Source organism: Paenibacillus sp. FSL H8-0175 (genome assembly GCF_045040615.1).
GTDB classification, from domain to species: Bacteria; Bacillota; Bacilli; order Paenibacillales; family Paenibacillaceae; genus Paenibacillus_AQ; species Paenibacillus_AQ odorifer.
The window spans coordinates 4,706,918-4,723,089 of record NZ_CP150299.1 but is presented as its reverse complement, the minus strand read 5'-3'; the positions used below and the strand labels follow the sequence as shown (position 1 = coordinate 4,723,089).

10 protein-coding genes are annotated in these 16,172 nt (G+C 45.7%); 9 read left to right on the top strand and 1 reads right to left on the bottom strand.

Annotation, left to right across the window (positions count from 1 at the left end):
- Positions 1-75 precede the first annotated feature (75 nt).
- Complete coding sequence (locus MHH46_RS21010) at positions 76-987, bottom strand: LysR family transcriptional regulator (protein ID WP_076127566.1); 912 nt, start codon at positions 985-987, stop codon at positions 76-78.
- A 747-nt stretch (positions 988-1,734) separates the two neighbouring features.
- Between MHH46_RS21010 and leuC the strand changes: the two genes are divergently transcribed.
- The 9 genes from leuC to MHH46_RS20965 all read left to right on the top strand — a co-directional run bounded on the left by leuC (position 1,735) and on the right by MHH46_RS20965 (position 16,079).
- Complete coding sequence (gene leuC / locus MHH46_RS21005) at positions 1,735-3,159, top strand: 3-isopropylmalate dehydratase large subunit (protein ID WP_076127568.1); 1,425 nt, start codon at positions 1,735-1,737, stop codon at positions 3,157-3,159.
- 29 nt (positions 3,160-3,188) lie between these two features.
- A complete protein-coding gene (gene leuD / locus MHH46_RS21000) occupies positions 3,189-3,791 on the top strand; it encodes a 3-isopropylmalate dehydratase small subunit (RefSeq protein WP_076127570.1) in 603 nt (200 codons plus the stop codon).
- A 186-nt stretch (positions 3,792-3,977) separates the two neighbouring features.
- Complete coding sequence (locus tag MHH46_RS20995; protein ID WP_081387076.1) at positions 3,978-5,570, top strand: N-acetylmuramoyl-L-alanine amidase family protein; 1,593 nt, start codon at positions 3,978-3,980, stop codon at positions 5,568-5,570.
- A gap of 150 nt (positions 5,571-5,720) precedes the next feature.
- Positions 5,721-7,163, top strand: coding sequence for an N-acetylmuramoyl-L-alanine amidase family protein (locus MHH46_RS20990; RefSeq protein WP_076127574.1), 1,443 nt, complete (start codon positions 5,721-5,723; stop codon positions 7,161-7,163).
- A gap of 116 nt (positions 7,164-7,279) precedes the next feature.
- Positions 7,280-7,939, top strand: coding sequence for a GerMN domain-containing protein (locus MHH46_RS20985; RefSeq protein ID WP_076192173.1), 660 nt, complete (start codon positions 7,280-7,282; stop codon positions 7,937-7,939).
- A gap of 87 nt (positions 7,940-8,026) precedes the next feature.
- Positions 8,027-10,759 (top strand): S-layer homology domain-containing protein, encoded by a 2,733-nt coding sequence (locus tag MHH46_RS20980; protein WP_081387837.1) that lies wholly within the window; start codon positions 8,027-8,029, stop codon positions 10,757-10,759.
- A 312-nt stretch (positions 10,760-11,071) separates the two neighbouring features.
- Complete coding sequence (nth, locus tag MHH46_RS20975) at positions 11,072-11,752, top strand: endonuclease III (protein WP_036676333.1); 681 nt, start codon at positions 11,072-11,074, stop codon at positions 11,750-11,752.
- Positions 11,753-11,784: 32 nt separating this feature from the next.
- Entirely contained in the window at positions 11,785-12,051 is a 267-nt protein-coding gene (locus MHH46_RS20970) for a hypothetical protein (protein ID WP_036676334.1), read from the top strand.
- Positions 12,052-12,392: 341 nt separating this feature from the next.
- Positions 12,393-16,079, top strand: a complete 3,687-nt coding sequence (locus MHH46_RS20965) for a dynamin family protein (RefSeq protein WP_256717197.1) — start codon at positions 12,393-12,395, stop codon at positions 16,077-16,079.
- Positions 16,080-16,172 lie beyond the last annotated feature (93 nt).

Below are 16,172 nucleotides of genomic sequence, written 5' to 3'. Positions count from 1 at the left end.
TTAAAAGAGGTTTACCTGAAAAAGTGCCCCGACAACCACGCGAATGGTTACTGGGGCACTTTATTTGTATATATTCTATTCTTCCGTTAATTCAGACACGGTTGATTTGAATGTTTCTACAAAAGCCTTTGCGGCCTTGGATAAATATCGTCCGCGTCGATATGCTACAACTAGCGTACGACTAGGCACCGGATCAGCGAGCGGTAAGTAGACTGGAACAAATTCACTCCGCGGTGCACGAGCGATAAAACGAGGAACAAGAGTCACGCCCATACCTGTTGCCACTAGGGATTGAACGGTTTCCATATTATTGCTCTCGAAAACGATTCGTGGCTCGAATCCGGCTTTCCGGCACAGCTCCACAGTCATTTTGCGGAAGCCCTGACCTTCCTTAAGTACGATGAAAGGTTCGTCCTTAAGCTCTTCAAGTGAGGTCCGTGTTCCATCTATGATTCGTTTAGCGAGCGGATGTTCAGGAGGGACGGCAAGATCAATTCTTTCCTCTCCAAGCTCTTCATAAGCTAGAGCAGGAATTTCGAGGGGTAAGGAGAGCAGGCTTAAATCGGTCTGACCACTTGCCGTGAGCTTCTCTAGGTTCATCGACGAGTCTTCTAGCAGCGTAATTTCTACCTCAGGATAATTTTGTTTGAAAACTGGAAGCACATGCGGCAGAAGATGTGCACCTGTAATCGGCATACTGCCCACAACTACACGTCCAGTGCGCAGTTCTGATATGTCGGACATCTCTTGTCGCAGCAGCTCCACTGCGTCAATGATAATCTGGGCTTGTTCAACGAATTTAGAACCTGCGTAGGTCAGCTCAACTGAGCTGGTATTACGCTGAAAAAGCATTACGCCGAGCTCTTTTTCCAGTTTGGAAAGCTGCTGGCTGAGCGAGGGCTGGGCAATATGCAGCTTGTCCGCTGCACGTGAAAAGTTTTTTTCGGCTGCGATTTGCAGCACATACTGCAGTTGTCTCAGTTCCATATATGGACTCCTTAGGGAAATGATTTACTTATAAGTATATCCTATTGGATTATAGTTTTGTATAGGCAACCCGAAGGAGCATTCACTTCTTCACTCCCCAGAATTTGCGGGGCCTGTTTTCAAGAATTATCCCTACTACACTGATCGAAGTATCCGATACCCTCCCGCAGTATATTTATTGCGCCGGATCTTGAGAGTATCTATGAGATAACTGCATTCTGTGCAGCTATTTCGTATGCAAAAGGGATGATTTTGGTTTTAAGTGTATTCTATACAACTAAAAACCAGAGTTCCCAGCTATAGAGCGATAATTCAAGAAAATAGCTGCACAAAATACAGTTATATTCATTAACGAATGATTCACAGGAATATAGCTGTACAAAATACAACTAAACGCTCCTACACATCCCGCTTGCGCAACGCTCCTACATATCCCGCTTGCTCAACGCTCCTACACATCCAGCTTGCGCCTCGCTCCTACACATCAAGCTTGCGCATCGCTCTTACACATCCCGGTTGCGCAACGCTCCTACACATCCAGCTTGCGCCTCGCTCCTATACATCCCGGTTGTGCATCGCACCTACATATTGCGCCTCAACACACCCTAACTCAGCTTATAGGTTCAGACTATCACTTTTATAGATATCATATCTTGGAATTATAAAGACAGGGGTGTTATATTTAGATCATTCAAGAGAGACTCCACGCTCTCTTCCAATGAACGATTCTATTAATGAGGTGAAATTATGAGCAACAAGACAATGTTTGAGAAGATTTGGGAGAATCACGTTATTCATCAAGAGGAAGGTAAACCTAGCATTATTTATATTGATCTGCATTTGGTTCATGAAGTTACTTCTCCGCAGGCTTTTGAAGGGCTTCGCCTCAGCAACCGGAAGGTTCGCCGTCCTGAGCTGACTTTCGCAACGATGGATCATAACGTACCAACTAAAGATCGTTTTAACATTAAAGATCCAATCTCCAAGCAGCAAATTGATACCCTTTCTAAGAACTGTGCTGATTTTGGTGTAAGACTGTTCGATCTGAATGATATTGATCAAGGCGTTGTACACGTAATGGGTCCTGAAATCGGGTTGACACATCCTGGTAAAACTATCGTTTGCGGCGACAGCCATACCTCCACGCATGGTGCATTCGGCGCGCTGGCATTCGGTATCGGAACTAGTGAAGTTGAACATGTAATGGCTACCCAATGTTTGCAGCAATCCAAAGCTAAGACTATGGAAGTACGCTTTACAGGCAAACGTAACCCTGGCGTAACAGCAAAAGATATGATCCTTGGTGTTATTGCTAAGTACGGTACTGATTTTGCCACAGGTTATGTAATTGAGTATACAGGCGAAGCTATTCGTGAATTGTCGATGGAAGAACGTATGACTGTCTGCAATATGTCGATCGAAGGTGGAGCAAGAGCTGGCTTGATTGCCCCTGATGAAACTACTTTTAATTATCTGCGTGGACGTCAATACGTACCGCAAGGCGAAGCTTATGATGCTGCTGTAGAAGCATGGAAGAGTCTTGTAAGCGACGAGGGCGCCCAGTACGATACGGTTGTTGAATTTGATGTGGAAACATTGATTCCACAAGTGACTTGGGGTACTAGCCCGGGCATGGGAACTGACATCAACTCCAGCGTTCCGAATCCAGCGGACTTCACCACTGAAAATGAACGTAAAGCTGCTGAAAAGGCGCTTGAATATATGGATTTGACTCCTGGAACACCTATTTCCGAAATTCCGATTGATTATGTATTTATCGGTTCCTGCACTAACGGGCGGATCGAAGATTTGAGAGCTGCAGCAGTGGTAGCTAAAGGTCATAAGGTGTCTGAAAAGGTTACTGCCATTGTTGTTCCAGGCTCGGGCCGTGTTAAGATGCAGGCTGAGAAAGAAGGACTTGATAAAGTCTTTACTGACGCTGGCTTTGAATGGCGTGAAGCGGGATGCAGCATGTGCTTGGCCATGAACCCGGATGTTCTGCAGCCTGGACAACGCTGTGCATCTACCTCGAACCGTAACTTTGAAGGACGCCAAGGACGCGGAGGACGTACACATCTGGTATCTCCAGCTATGGCAGCCGCAGCTGCGATCAAAGGTCGTTTCACTGATGTACGTGATTGGAATTATAAGACGGAAGCCGTCAGCTCATAGAACTAGAGAGAACACGGGAGGATAAAACTATGGATGCTTTTAAAAAATTAACAGGAATTGTTGCACCAGTTGACCGGGTAAATGTAGATACGGATGCGATTATTCCAAAACAGTTTTTGAAACGGATTGAACGGACGGGATTTGGACAGTTTTTGTTCTATGAATGGCGTTTTGATGAAGAAGGTAACGATAATCCAGCCTTCGAAATGAATAAACCACGTTATCAAGGGGCTTCTGTTCTGATCTCACGCGCTAACTTTGGCTGTGGATCCTCTCGGGAGCATGCACCATGGGCGATTATGGATTACGGGTTCAGAGTTGTAATTGCACCTTCTTATGCGGATATCTTCTACAATAACTGCTTTAAGAACGGCATTCTGCCGATTAAGCTTTCGGAAGAGCAAGTGGATGAATTGTTCAAACGGACAGCTGAGCATGAGGACTACAAGCTGACAGTTGATCTTGAGAACAATGCTTTACAAGATGAATTCGGACTGAGCATCAGCTTTGATCTGGATGAGCACCGTCGTCAATTCCTGCTGCAAGGCTTGGATGATATCGGTTTGACCCTTCAACATGCAGATGAAATTGCTGCTTATGAAGAGCGTCATGCTGCAAAGCTATTCTCTTAAAAAGAGGATATAACTGGTCTGATACTTAAACTTTACAAAAAATACGCAAAACTTCTATTTCCGGGTGTCGGAAATAGAAGTTTTTTTGCTATAATCGATATATTCATTGGTCATTAAGGAAACATTTGGTGATTTCTGTCGTCTAAATACTTATCTAGGATCTATTACTTGCAGAAGGAGCGGAAAATGAGAATGAGAAGAGCTGGGCTTCGTGTATTGCTGCTTTTGTTACTGCCTTTATTATTTTTAACATCCACCGGACAAGAAGCTGCCGCAGCTGGTAGCAGCACAGGCAGAATTATTATGGACAATCAGGAACTTGCTTTGCCAAAAGGAATTAAACTCGAAAATGTAAATGGTAGCGTTATGATTCCGGTCAGAGTGGTAGTAGAGAATCTTGGATTCGAGGTGTTATGGGAGCAGCAGACCCGGAAAGTAACCGTTCACCAGGATGGTAAAAGCATTGAGCTGGCGGTAGGACGGAAAACAGCTGATGCAGATGGGGTGACATTTGATTTAAATGCAGCTCCTAAGCAGAGTGGCGGCACAGTACTCGTTCCAATTCGTTTCGTAAGCGAGCAGTTCGGCTTAAAGGTGGGCTGGGATAATGTTGATAAAACCGTCTATTTGACAGGTGGACAAGTTAGCAATCCTACAATGACACCTGAGGGGAATACTACCAATCCAACAGCAACTAATACACCTGCTCCAACTCCAAGTGCTACGCCGGGAAGTGACAACGGGACAACTGCTGGCAGTGTAGTAACTTCACCCAGCCCGACACCAGTTCCACAAACAACTACGGCACCGGGAAGCACAGCAGGAATTCCAACAGGCCCTCTAGTAAACGGGGCAGTATTCACTGAGAACCGACTTATTATCGCTGTGTCGGGGGCTACTAAGCCAAACGTTACAAAAATGAGCAACCCTGATCGAATCGTCGTAGATTTTCCGGGTGCTGCGTTCGATCCGAATTTCATTGGAAGTCTTACGGGTGTTACCACCACTGGCGGTCCACAAGGTAAGCTGGACGTTGCCGGCTACCCGCTCGTTTCTGAGATCCGTTATGCACTGTTCAGTGTGAGTCCTTCCACTGTCAGATTCGTAATTCAAACGGTTGGAAATCAACCGTACCAGCTTAGTACGGATGAAAGCACCGGGCTGGTTACGATTGATTTGAATGTAACTAACAACGGAGGCAACACCACAGGGGCTAATGGAACGTTAGGTAAGCCAATTGTAGTTCTAGATGCGGGTCATGGCGGAACTCAATCAGGAGCTGTCAGTCTCACAGGTAAGCTGGAAAAAGACTTCAATCTGGCCGTCATCCGCAAAGTACAAACACTGTTAACGCAGGAAGCATTAGTTGACGTGGTGTTTACTCGAACTGACGATGCTACATTGGGGCTTCAGGATCGCGTGAAAATTGCGGAGGCTGCTAAAGCGAATCTCTTTATTTCAGTGCACGCGAATTCGCTAGAGGTTGGATATCCAAATAGAGATAAAATAAATGGCAGTGAAACCTATTATTCTCGCAGTGATAGTCTGCCTCTTGCTCAGATTATGCATAAGCATTTATTAGCCGCTACTGGTTTTAAAGACAACGGGATTCGTACGAAAAGCCTTCATGTTACACGGGAAACCACAATGCCAGCAGTCTTGCTAGAGGTAGGATATCTTACAAATTCAGGAAATGAATCGGCGATGTATAGTGAGCAGCTTCAAGAGAAATTAGCGAGAGAAATTGTTGCCGGAATTAAGGAATATCTGGGGCTTTAACACTTGCGGTTGGTGAGATTTCTCAATTTTTATGGAATATATTCGCAACCTTTATAGATTACCAGCGTCTAATAGAGGTCTGAGGTTGACGGAGACAGGGGCACCACGATCGCCATTCACAGGCGAATACTAGATTCTTAGAGGTGAAGAATGAAGAAATTCAGTTTGATGTTGTTATTGTTGCTCTTTGTGTTGGTTTTGCCTGAGCATGGACATGCTGCTGCCGCGAATAGCAAGATTTATCTAGACGGCAAAGAGATTACTGCAGGGCAAAAAGTACCGGTTGAAAATGTGAATGATACTATCATGGTACCGTTGAGATTGATCTCCGAGAGTCTTGGTTATACCGTGGGCTGGGATCAAAAAAGCAAAACGGTGACGATTGAACAGCAAGGGAAGGTAATCAAACTTATTGTTAATCAAAAGACAGCTTCGGTTGATGACAAAACAGTACAGCTTACCACTGCGCCTGTCCTGCGGAGTGATACGACACTTGTACCTATACGGTTCATAAGTGAGCAGTTTGGTCTCACCGTCACTTGGGATAATGCGAAGAAGATCGTGTATCTTATTACCCCAGGATCCTCAAATGAAAACGGCAGTTCTGATGGGAACTCTGGAAATGGTGGATCTGAAGTTGTTGTTCCGCCGGTAGATCCTACTAAAAATTTAACCATGATAAATGGTTTGAGCTTTAGTGAGAATCGTTTGAGCATTGCGATGGAAGGTAATTCCGAGCCAAAAGTAAGTGTAATGACAGGGCCGGATCGGTTAGTTATTGATTTTCCTAATGCCACTTTCTCAGATCTGTTTGGTACGGGACAAGTTCTTGATCCTGATCTGAATGGTAAACTGGAAGTGAAGGATTATCCTGATGTATCAGGTGTCCGGTATTCGCTTTATAGCTCCAATCCTTATACTGTACGTTTTGTAATTGATTTGAATTATCCTAAGAATTATAACATCAGCGTATCTGGGACGGATTCTAAGTTGGTTATCATTGACCTGAATGCAGAAAGTACGGATGATACTTCAACACAGCCAGGTAATGATGGCAAGAAGCTCGTAGTACTGGATGCGGGGCACGGAGCTAAAGATTCTGGTGCAGTAGGAGTAACAGGAAAATACGAAAAGAATTTTAATTTAGCTATAGTACTTAAGACAGCAGCATTGCTGAAAAAAGAAAGTAATATCGATGTCGTACTGACACGCAGTGATGATACATTCTTGGAGCTCAAGGATAGAGCGGCTATGGCTAATAATTTAAAAGCAGATCTATTCATTTCTGTACATGCTAACAGTTCCGCATCTTCTGCGGCAAGCGGGACAGAAACGTATTATCAGCGGGAAGCCAGTAAGGCCTTAGCGAAAGTAATGCATAAGTATCTTGTTGAGGCTACAGGGCTTAGTGATCGCGGTGTACGATACGGAAATTTCCATGTCATTCGTGAAACGAAAATGCCTGCTGTTCTACTTGAAGTAGGATACCTTAGCAATAAGAAGGATGAGACATTGCTCTTTACGGAAGCATTACAAAATAAAGTTGCTGCTTCAATAGTGAGTGGAATCAAGGAATATTTGGGTATAAAATAACAGACCAGTGGCAGACGAGCGCCGCAAAGTCAGCTTTCTGCTTTTATCAATAAAAAGGCAAGAAGTGGTTTTGCGGTACCTGTCTGCCCGTATTCATCTAGAGGAGGCGTTTATTAATGTTTAAACAAAAATGGACTATGGTTGGGGTTGCTGCGCTGCTTCTACTAGTGATAGCTGGCTGTGGAGATAAGCCTACTGCAGCTCCTGCTAATGGAGTGGAGCAAGATACTACAAACGTTGTAAGTGGTGCGGGAGAAAGTACCCCAGCTCCATCTGATGATCAGGAAACCGAAGTGGCTAGTACTCCGCAACCGACAGCAGATAATACTAATGTAGAAACTCAGCCGTCTTCGAAGCCGGTAGAAAATGAGACACAAAAGCAAAGCCAGAGTATTGAAGTTTATTACACTGATTCGCAAATTATGAATTTAGTGCCTGCTAAGACTACGATTAACTACTCTGACGATGTTGAGAAATATACAGAAACGTTCAAAGCACTGCAAAGTAGTGAAAATACAGATCTTATACCTTTATGGGGAAAAATTGAACTGAAATCATTAAAATTTGTAGAGGGTCAAATCGTAATGGATATTCACAAACCAGATGAAGCTCAGCTTGGTGCGGGTGGAGAATCCTTTGCCATTACTTCACTTGCCAAAACTTATTTTCAATTTGCGGAAGTAAAGAGTATCGAAGTTTTAGTTGATGGTGAAAAGGTAGAAAGTCTAATGGGCCATGTGGATCTATTGCATCCTATGACTAGAGATAATTCTTAATTGGTTATGCAACAAAGGAATTAGGCATCTAGCTGACGAATTTTTAAACATACTATTTATTTGAGTCATAGAGAGGGGAATAATCTATTGTCCGCGCAAAAAAGGTCAAAACGTCCATTGAAGGCTTATTCTAATAAAGCAGTGTCGGCTGTTATGGCTGGTGTTATGGTTTTTGGTGGTGCAAGTGCAGTGTTTGCAGACACAGCTGCCACTACACCGACATCAACCACTACACAATCTGTAGGGATTTTTAGCGATGTGAAGACAGGCTTCTGGGCTGAAAAACATATTTATAAACTCGCTTCACAAGGAATTGTGGTTGGGAATAATGGATTGTTCCGTCCGGGTGATTCTGTAACTCAGCAGGAAGCAGTGCTTATGGCCCTGCGGTTTATGAAGCTGCAGGATAAAGTGGATGCTTCTTCTGCGGTAGCATTGCCTACAGATTTTAAGGTTACGAATTATTACAAGGATTATGTTGTGTTAGCTTTTCAACAAGGATTACTCGATAAAGCAACCGAAATGGCTCCAGATAATCTGAAGACTTCTTGGGGAGAGCGTAAAGCATCCCGGGAATGGATTGCGGAGCTGTTAATCCGCTCCCTTGGAAAAAGCGCAGATGCAGCAGGGGCCGCTAGTGAGCCAACAGGCTTTGCGGATGATACCAAAGTGTCTGCCAACAAACGTGGTTACATCAACGTTGCCGTTGATTTAGGCCTAGCAAACGGACTTGACGGCAATCGTTTTGATCCGCAAGGTGCTGTAACACGTGCGCAATTGGCGACTTTTTTCAGTCGTGCTGAAGCTCACAATACGGTTGAATACGACAACACGGTATCAGGAACGATCAGTCAATTAGCAGATGGGAAACTATCCGTTTATAACAACGGAAAGACTTCTACATATACCCTGGGAGCAAGCACTGCTTATTACACAAGTGCTTCTGAAAGCAGAATCAATCTAAGTGATGTCCAACCCTACACTAAGGTTACTGTAATTGGCGCGACATATAACGCGGCTTATGTTGAAGTGACTGACCCTACACAACAAGTAGAGACTCTGTCAGGAAACTTTGCCATGGTAGCTCCAGGTAATAAGCTTTGGTTAAAGTCACCAACAGGGTTCACTGAATACTACTACGATGAGACTACTTCCTTTGTGGATGTAAATGGAGCTGGAATTGAACCTGCTTCGCTGGTAACAGACAGTGTAGTTTCACTGCAACGTGAAACGTACAGTGGTTCGCATAAAGTAGTGAAGGTTCAGGTGACTTCAGGGGTCATTAACAAAACAACAACAGGCACCATTCAAAGTGTAGATCTTACTGGCAAAAGCATTACTTTCAAAAATACCGCGGGTACAGTAGAAACTTTTAAATGGGAAGATGAGACTTCATTATTCAGCTCCCAAGCATCAGTGCTGAAACCTGCAGATTTGAAGACAGGTAATGCGGTGAAATATACGATTCAAGATAATGTGATCCGCACTGTAGAAGTGACGGAAGGTGTTGAACGGACAGTTGAGGGGGTACTTACCGAGCTGACTAGTTCCACAGTTGTTTACAAAAAAGCAGACGGAAATCGTGAGGTTAAACTGCTTGGCACTAAACCGACGATTGTTATTCCGAACATGAGTGGAGCAGTAGCTGATGATCTTATTGCTGATGCAGTAGGTGGGGACAAGATTCAGGTTACCTTAAACAGCAGCGATCAAGTTACCAAAATTGAAGTGTTAAGCCGCCAAATTGAGCAGTATAGTGGAGCAACAATTGTGGATTATAATAGCAAAACACAGCTCCTTACAGTTATGGACAGCAGCAAAAAAGCCCATGTGGTTCAGTTGGATGAGAAAACAAAGCTGATTTATGAAGGTGCATTGCCTAACTTAACTAATATGGGTGCGAAACTTATCGAGAACCGCAAAGTTAATCTGAAGGCAATAGGACAGCGGGCTTTGTCTTTGGAAATTGTCACAAAGTACGAAGGAACTTTAACAGCTGTTAATTCTACGTCGAAAACTCTTGTTTTGAAGCTTAATGATGGACAAAGTTTAACGATGCCTTATCCGCAACTTGTTGATCTCTTTGGTAAGACTAGTCCTTCCCTAAGTGATATTCCTATTGGAAGCAATGTAACGGCTTCACTGACTACAGGTCAGGATCTGATAGCGGTATTGAAAGTGAAGACTGTGCTGCAAGTTGAAGCGGCAACCGTGAATTCTGGAACCAACCGTTTGGGCATCAAATGGAATGGGGGAACCAGTGATATTAATACTTTGGCAATCCCGTTGACCAATGAAGCTGGTGAGAGCATTAAGCTAACGGATTTAAAAGCGGGAGATTATCTTAATGTGACCTTTGATGGTAGCTCACCGCTGGCTATTCAAGCAGTTAAGCTCACAACAGGTCAGGTAAGTTCTGTAGATGCCGCTGGGAATAGCGTAGTCGTGAAGGATTATGCTGGAGCTGCACAGACCTTAGCGGTAAGTGGAGGAGTCAAAATCATTCGTGACGGCTCGACAACGACTGCTCTTAGCAACTTGACGGCAGGGGACAGAGTAGAGATTCGCAAGGATCCGGATGGATCTACAACGATTCGTATTATGTCTCAGCTCAGTAGAACATTCTCACGTTATGAGAGTGCAACAAACTCATTGGTGACGAAGAGACCTAATTTGAACGATAAATATCAATTTTTTGTTCCTGCTAATGTTTATATTCATCAGGGAGATTCGACTTTATCCGTGCAATCTTTGAAAGAAAATGATAATATTATAATGTATTTCAATAATGATATTTTGGTTGAAATTGTGAAACAATAGTTGCAATGGTGGATTTCTGAGTGAATCACCGTCTTGACACAGGGGGCTTTACCTGCGTCAAGACGTTTTTTTTGAAATATAAGAAAGTATAAGTATTGCTCCTATACTGTATGTCTTATATTTCTCGCTTAAACGCTTACTGTTCTTATTAGGACAATCCAGGCGTTAATACTTGAAATATAATGCCAGTATCGTATGTGTTGAAATGTATGAATCCATACGTTATAATACATACTTTGCTTATATTTCTAACATTTGAGGTGAGACGCTCGTAGAATTTTCTGAGCGTTTTTGCTCCGTGGAGGGGACACTATGAAAGCTGCAGACGTCCGCCACATTTTGGATACGATTGGAGATTTGTTTCCGGATGCACATTGTGAGCTGAATCACAGTAACGCTTTTGAATTGACAATAGCGGTGCTGCTGTCAGCCCAATGTACGGATGCAACGGTGAACAAAGTGACCGAGGACCTGTTCCAAAAGTACAAAGCCCCCATCGATTATATTTCTGTGCCGCTGGAGGAATTGGAGGGGGATATCCGGCGCATCGGCTTATATCGTAACAAAGCTAAGCATATCCAAAGCCTGTGCTCTATACTCATAGAACAGTATGGCGGAGAAGTGCCTGAGGCACATGACTTACTTGTAACGTTGCCAGGAGTAGGTCGTAAAACCGCTAACGTAGTAGTATCCAACGCATTTGGAGTTCCTGCCATTGCTGTGGACACTCATGTGGAGCGGGTTGCTAAACGACTTGCATTGGCAGGCTGGAAAGATTCTGTGCTGGAAGTGGAGAAAAAGCTGATGAAGGCTGTGCCACGTGATGAATGGACGCTCACGCATCACCGGCTAATCTTTTTCGGACGATATCACTGTAAGGCTCAGAATCCAAAATGTCAGGTTTGTCCGCTCCTTGATGTATGTCGAGAGGGCAAAAAACGTATGAAAACGGCTGTCGTCAGGAAAGCTAAAGATCATACGCCAAAAAGTTAAAAGTTAGAGTTGAAGAAGAGGATGGGATAGAGATGAAATGCATTTCTGTATACACAGATAATTTTGAGGTATTCTCGGATATTTTTGACCGCGTAGTGGAAAGCCCGCTGGAAGAAAATGAAGAGCAAGAAGTAGAGGGCATTACGATCAGTCATTCCGGTGATGTGCCTGAGCACTATCTGGAGCGTATGTCTGTAAAACCAGAGGTTGTCGTAATGAGAGACAAATCTCGTGGATTGACTATTCTGCAGCACGGAAAAGTATTTGAAATTCTGTTGCCTGTTTTGGAAACTGCATAATTGAGAAGTGACCTGAAATGGAGTCGGCCCTTGGGGCTGGCTCCTTTTTTATTGAATATCCTTATATTTCTACGAGAAACGACTGTTGGCTTTACAGGACGACAACCTCGCTTCTTTTTTTTATCATTTCGTAGGAGATGATAGGTTATTTTGTAAGTAGTGTGTATTTAATTTGTGTCAAACTGGTGATAAACTGTAATTATTATTTATAAAAATGTTCCGCGCTAAAGTTCAGAAATTGTACCTATATAAGTTTTGCATAAAAAAGAGCTTAAATCAGTATTCAAGAATGGATTAAGATCAGTGCATGATTAGAAGGTAACTGTGGAGGTGGAATGTCTGTGGGAGCGGAACGGGTTAGAATTCAGAGAGAGACATTAAGTGAAACAGCATCGCTGCTTTCCCAGCTGAAAGATTTAATGCGCCACTGGGGCGACGAGAGTGCTGAACGAATATATGAAGATTTACAAAATAAAGAGGGTGGGAATGAACTGACCCTTGCTTTTTGTGGGCATTTTTCGGCAGGGAAATCCAGCATGATTAATCTTTTATGCGGTAGCTCAGTGTTACCTTCCGGACCTGTGCCGACTAGTGCCAATATTGTTTCTATTCGCAGCGGGGCTCCACGAGTGCTTATCTATCCAAGGGTTGAGGGAAGTGAAAATGAATCTGCCCCTGTAGAGACAACACCAGAAAGATTACAGGAATATTGTCGAAATGGCGGAGAATATTCCGCGATTGAAGTCTGGAATGAGATTCCTCTTCTAGGGAAGCATGGTGTTCTATTGGATACGCCTGGCGTAGATTCGACGGATGATGGTCACCAGGCGGCCACTCGTTCCGCGCTGCATTTAGCTGATGTCGTCTTTTATGTTATGGATTATAACCATGTACAGTCAGAGAATAATTTGGCTTTTGCCAAAAATCTTAGTGACTGGGGCAAACCGCTCTATCTTATTGTTAATCAGATAGACAAGCATAGAGAACAAGAAATTTCCATTGAAGAATATAAACGCCAGCTTGAAAATGCTTTTGAGCAGTGGGGGATTCATTGTGCGGGGATTCTGTTTACCTCACTCAAAATGAAAGAGCACCCACTGAATCATTGGGATAATCTGCTGAACCTTATAACAGAGCTGTTGGAGCACAGGGAACAATTGCTTCAATATAGCTTGTCACGTTCCATTCATCATACAGCAGATTCTTCGCTAACCGCGTTCCGTGAAGACCAGCAGGAGGAACGGGAAACTTTTTTAGCTGAGCTAGAGGGTGCAGCGGTTACAGTTGTGATGGAAGAGCTGAAATCGCTGGAAGAAGAGAAGGCACTGCTTGAGGAGCTGCCTCAGCAATCACGAGCTAGCCTGCGAAGTGATCTTGATGCCTTACTCAATAATGCTAACTTAATGCCTGCGGATGTTAGAGAGGCGGCAGGGAGCTATGTGGAGAGTGTCAGCCCAGGCTTCCGCTTAGGTTTGTTCTCTACAGCCGGACGGCGGGAGAAGGAACAAGGCAAACGACTGGATGCCTGGCAAGGATTACTGGTCCGAGAGGTTTCCGCTCAGCTGGAATGGCATCTGATTCAGCTGGTACGTCAATGGGCGGAGAATCTCGGACTGTGGGCAGAGGAGGCAGAGACGACTCTGAAGCAAGGGTTCCCGGCGGTGAGCCAAGAATGGCTGGCGGCTGTAGTAAAGCCGGGAACGGGGTATAGCGGCGAGGCGCTGCTCAATTTCTGCCGCACACTTGCGGCAGAGCTGAAGAGCCAATTCCGCCGCGCTGCGCTGTTAGTTGGCGATGAGCTGCTGGCGAAGCTGCCATCGCTTATCGAGGAGCAGCGCGCGGAACTCCAGCGCCGCGAACAGGCCCTTACGCGGCAGGCGAGCGCTGCCCGCGCGCTAGCCGCCCTGGACCGCGCGGCTGACGCTCGCGCGCACGAGCTAGCGGCGCTGCTGCCGCCGCGCCGGACCCTCACCCCCGGCATCCTGCCGGAGGTGAGGGTCACCCCGCGTGCGGCTGCGCAGAGCGCCGCACCGCGGGCGACCCAGCCGCGCGAACGCGCCGCGGCTGGAAGTGCCGCCGCCGCAAGCTGGGCGGCGGGAACGGCTTCGCCGGCGGGCGGCCGCCGCCGGCTCTCGGCAGCCGCTGACGCGCTGGCGGCTGCGGCAGAGCTGCTGCGCCGCGAGCCAGCGATGGCATCGGCGGCGCGCAGTCTGGCCGCGCGGGCGGAGGATCTCGCCGGCGGCCGCTTTACCCTTGCGCTGTTCGGTGCGTTCAGCGCAGGCAAATCTTCCTTCGCCAACGCTTTGCTCGGCGAAGAAGTACTGCCCGTGTCGCCACACCCTGCCACGGCCGCAGTTAACCGCATATTGGCGCCGGAAGGAGACTTCCGCCATGCCAGCGCGGTTGTAACGATGAAGAGCATGGCGGATTTCTGGGATGACATCTGCCATTCCTTCAGCGTGCTGCAGCTTGGAGAGCCGCAACAGGATACGTGGACAGCAGTACTTGCGAGCCTGCCAACACGGGGAATTCACCCCTCTGCGCTGCCGCATGCAGGATTTCTAAGAGCCGCAGCATCCGGTTGGGCTGAAGCTGAGCCGCTATTAGGAACGGTACGGACGGTTGATTTGGATGAATATCGAAACCTAGTTGCGGAAGAGACCCGGGCTTGCTTCGTGCAAGGGATTGACCTGTATTATGCCTGTCCTTTGACGGAGAGCGGGATTGTGCTCGTAGATACACCAGGAGCAGATTCACTGCATGCACGCCACACTGGCGTAACCTTTAGTTACATGAAAAATGCGGATGCGATCTGTTTTGTGACCTATTATAACCACGCCTTTTCGAAGGCGGATCGCGGCCTCTTGGCCCAGCTGGGCCGCATTAAAGACAGCTTTGCTCTCGATAAAATGTTCTTTATTATCAATGCTTCTGATCTCGCTTCAAGCGAAGAAGAACTAGATGAGGTTAAAGCACATGTCGTTCAAAATCTGCGTGCCGGAGGTTTGCGGTCTCCGAGAATCTATGCTTTGTCCAGCTTGCTTGCTCTAGAAGCTAAAACTCAACATAATCACGATCTTTATGAAACCTCCCGCTTCAATGAATTTGAGCAAGCATTATCCAGCTTTGCTGGTGATGAGCTTCCACAGCTTTCACTTAACGCAGCTGCTGAGAGCATCGCATCGGTTCGGCGCCGGGCTGAGGAATGGCAGAATCTGGCTTCCAAGGCGGCGAGCGAGCGTGAAGCCGGGTTAAAAGAACTGCAGGAACGGCGGCAGTTCGCCATGAAGCGGTTATCTCTTTTGGAGACTGAGGAACGTCCTAGCAGAGATCTTATTCATGAAAGTGAAGAACTGATCTATCATGTGTGCCAGCGGATTAGCTTCTCCTTCAACAGAAATTTTCAGGAATCTTTTCATCCCTCCTTACTGCGTGAGGATGCAGGGAATTTAAAAGCCATTTTCTCTGCCTGTGGTGCCGAACTAATGCGTACTACTCAGCGCGAGCTTGAGCAAGAGCTATGGGCAACAACGCTGCGGCTAGAGAGCACGGGACGCAGGCTTGTACATGAAGCTGCTGAAGCGGCAGCTACAGAGCTACTCTTTTCCACGGAGGAATTTCATCTTATGGAGAATGAGGAGCAGGCTTGGCCATCTCCTAAGGATCTGGAATGCCAGCTTCAGCCTGTGCAGTGGTCCGCTTTATGGGGCCATTTCAAATCCCCGCGTTATTTCTTTGAGGGAACTGGGCGGGAATTAGTCAAAGGTGCGGCAGAGCCGCTTTTGAAAGAAGCGGTTAATCTTGCAGCGGCAGTGCAGAAGGAAAAATTAATTGCTCATTACGTCGAGAATATCAGCAGAGAATTAAAATCTGCTGCCGAAAGCCTGCAAGAAGGGCTTGCGGAGCAAGAGAAAGCGATGTTAGATCTCCTTAAAGGGGGTGAGACTGCAGATCATTGGGGCCAAATAAGCCACCAATTATCACGTCTAGAACAAACTTTCGTTGATAAAGTCGACAAAGTTCTGTGAAGTTTGTAGGAAAATGTCGAAGAACACTTGCAATCTGGCGTATGATGGATGAAAATAAAGAAGCCTGAAAATATACAATGAAACTGTTACGTT

Coding starts and splice junctions, on each gene's coding strand:
- MHH46_RS20990 (WP_076127574.1), top strand. CDS start 5,721: ATGAAGAAATTCAGTTTGATGTTGTTATTGTTGCTCTTTGTGTTGGTT.
- MHH46_RS20970 (WP_036676334.1), top strand. CDS start 11,785: ATGAAATGCATTTCTGTATACACAGATAATTTTGAGGTATTCTCGGAT.
- MHH46_RS20985 (WP_076192173.1), top strand. CDS start 7,280: ATGTTTAAACAAAAATGGACTATGGTTGGGGTTGCTGCGCTGCTTCTA.
- leuC (WP_076127568.1), top strand. CDS start 1,735: ATGAGCAACAAGACAATGTTTGAGAAGATTTGGGAGAATCACGTTATT.
- leuD (WP_076127570.1), top strand. CDS start 3,189: ATGGATGCTTTTAAAAAATTAACAGGAATTGTTGCACCAGTTGACCGG.
- MHH46_RS20995 (WP_081387076.1), top strand. CDS start 3,978: ATGAGAATGAGAAGAGCTGGGCTTCGTGTATTGCTGCTTTTGTTACTG.
- nth (WP_036676333.1), top strand. CDS start 11,072: ATGAAAGCTGCAGACGTCCGCCACATTTTGGATACGATTGGAGATTTG.
- MHH46_RS21010 (WP_076127566.1), bottom strand. CDS start 987: ATGGAACTGAGACAACTGCAGTATGTGCTGCAAATCGCAGCCGAAAAA.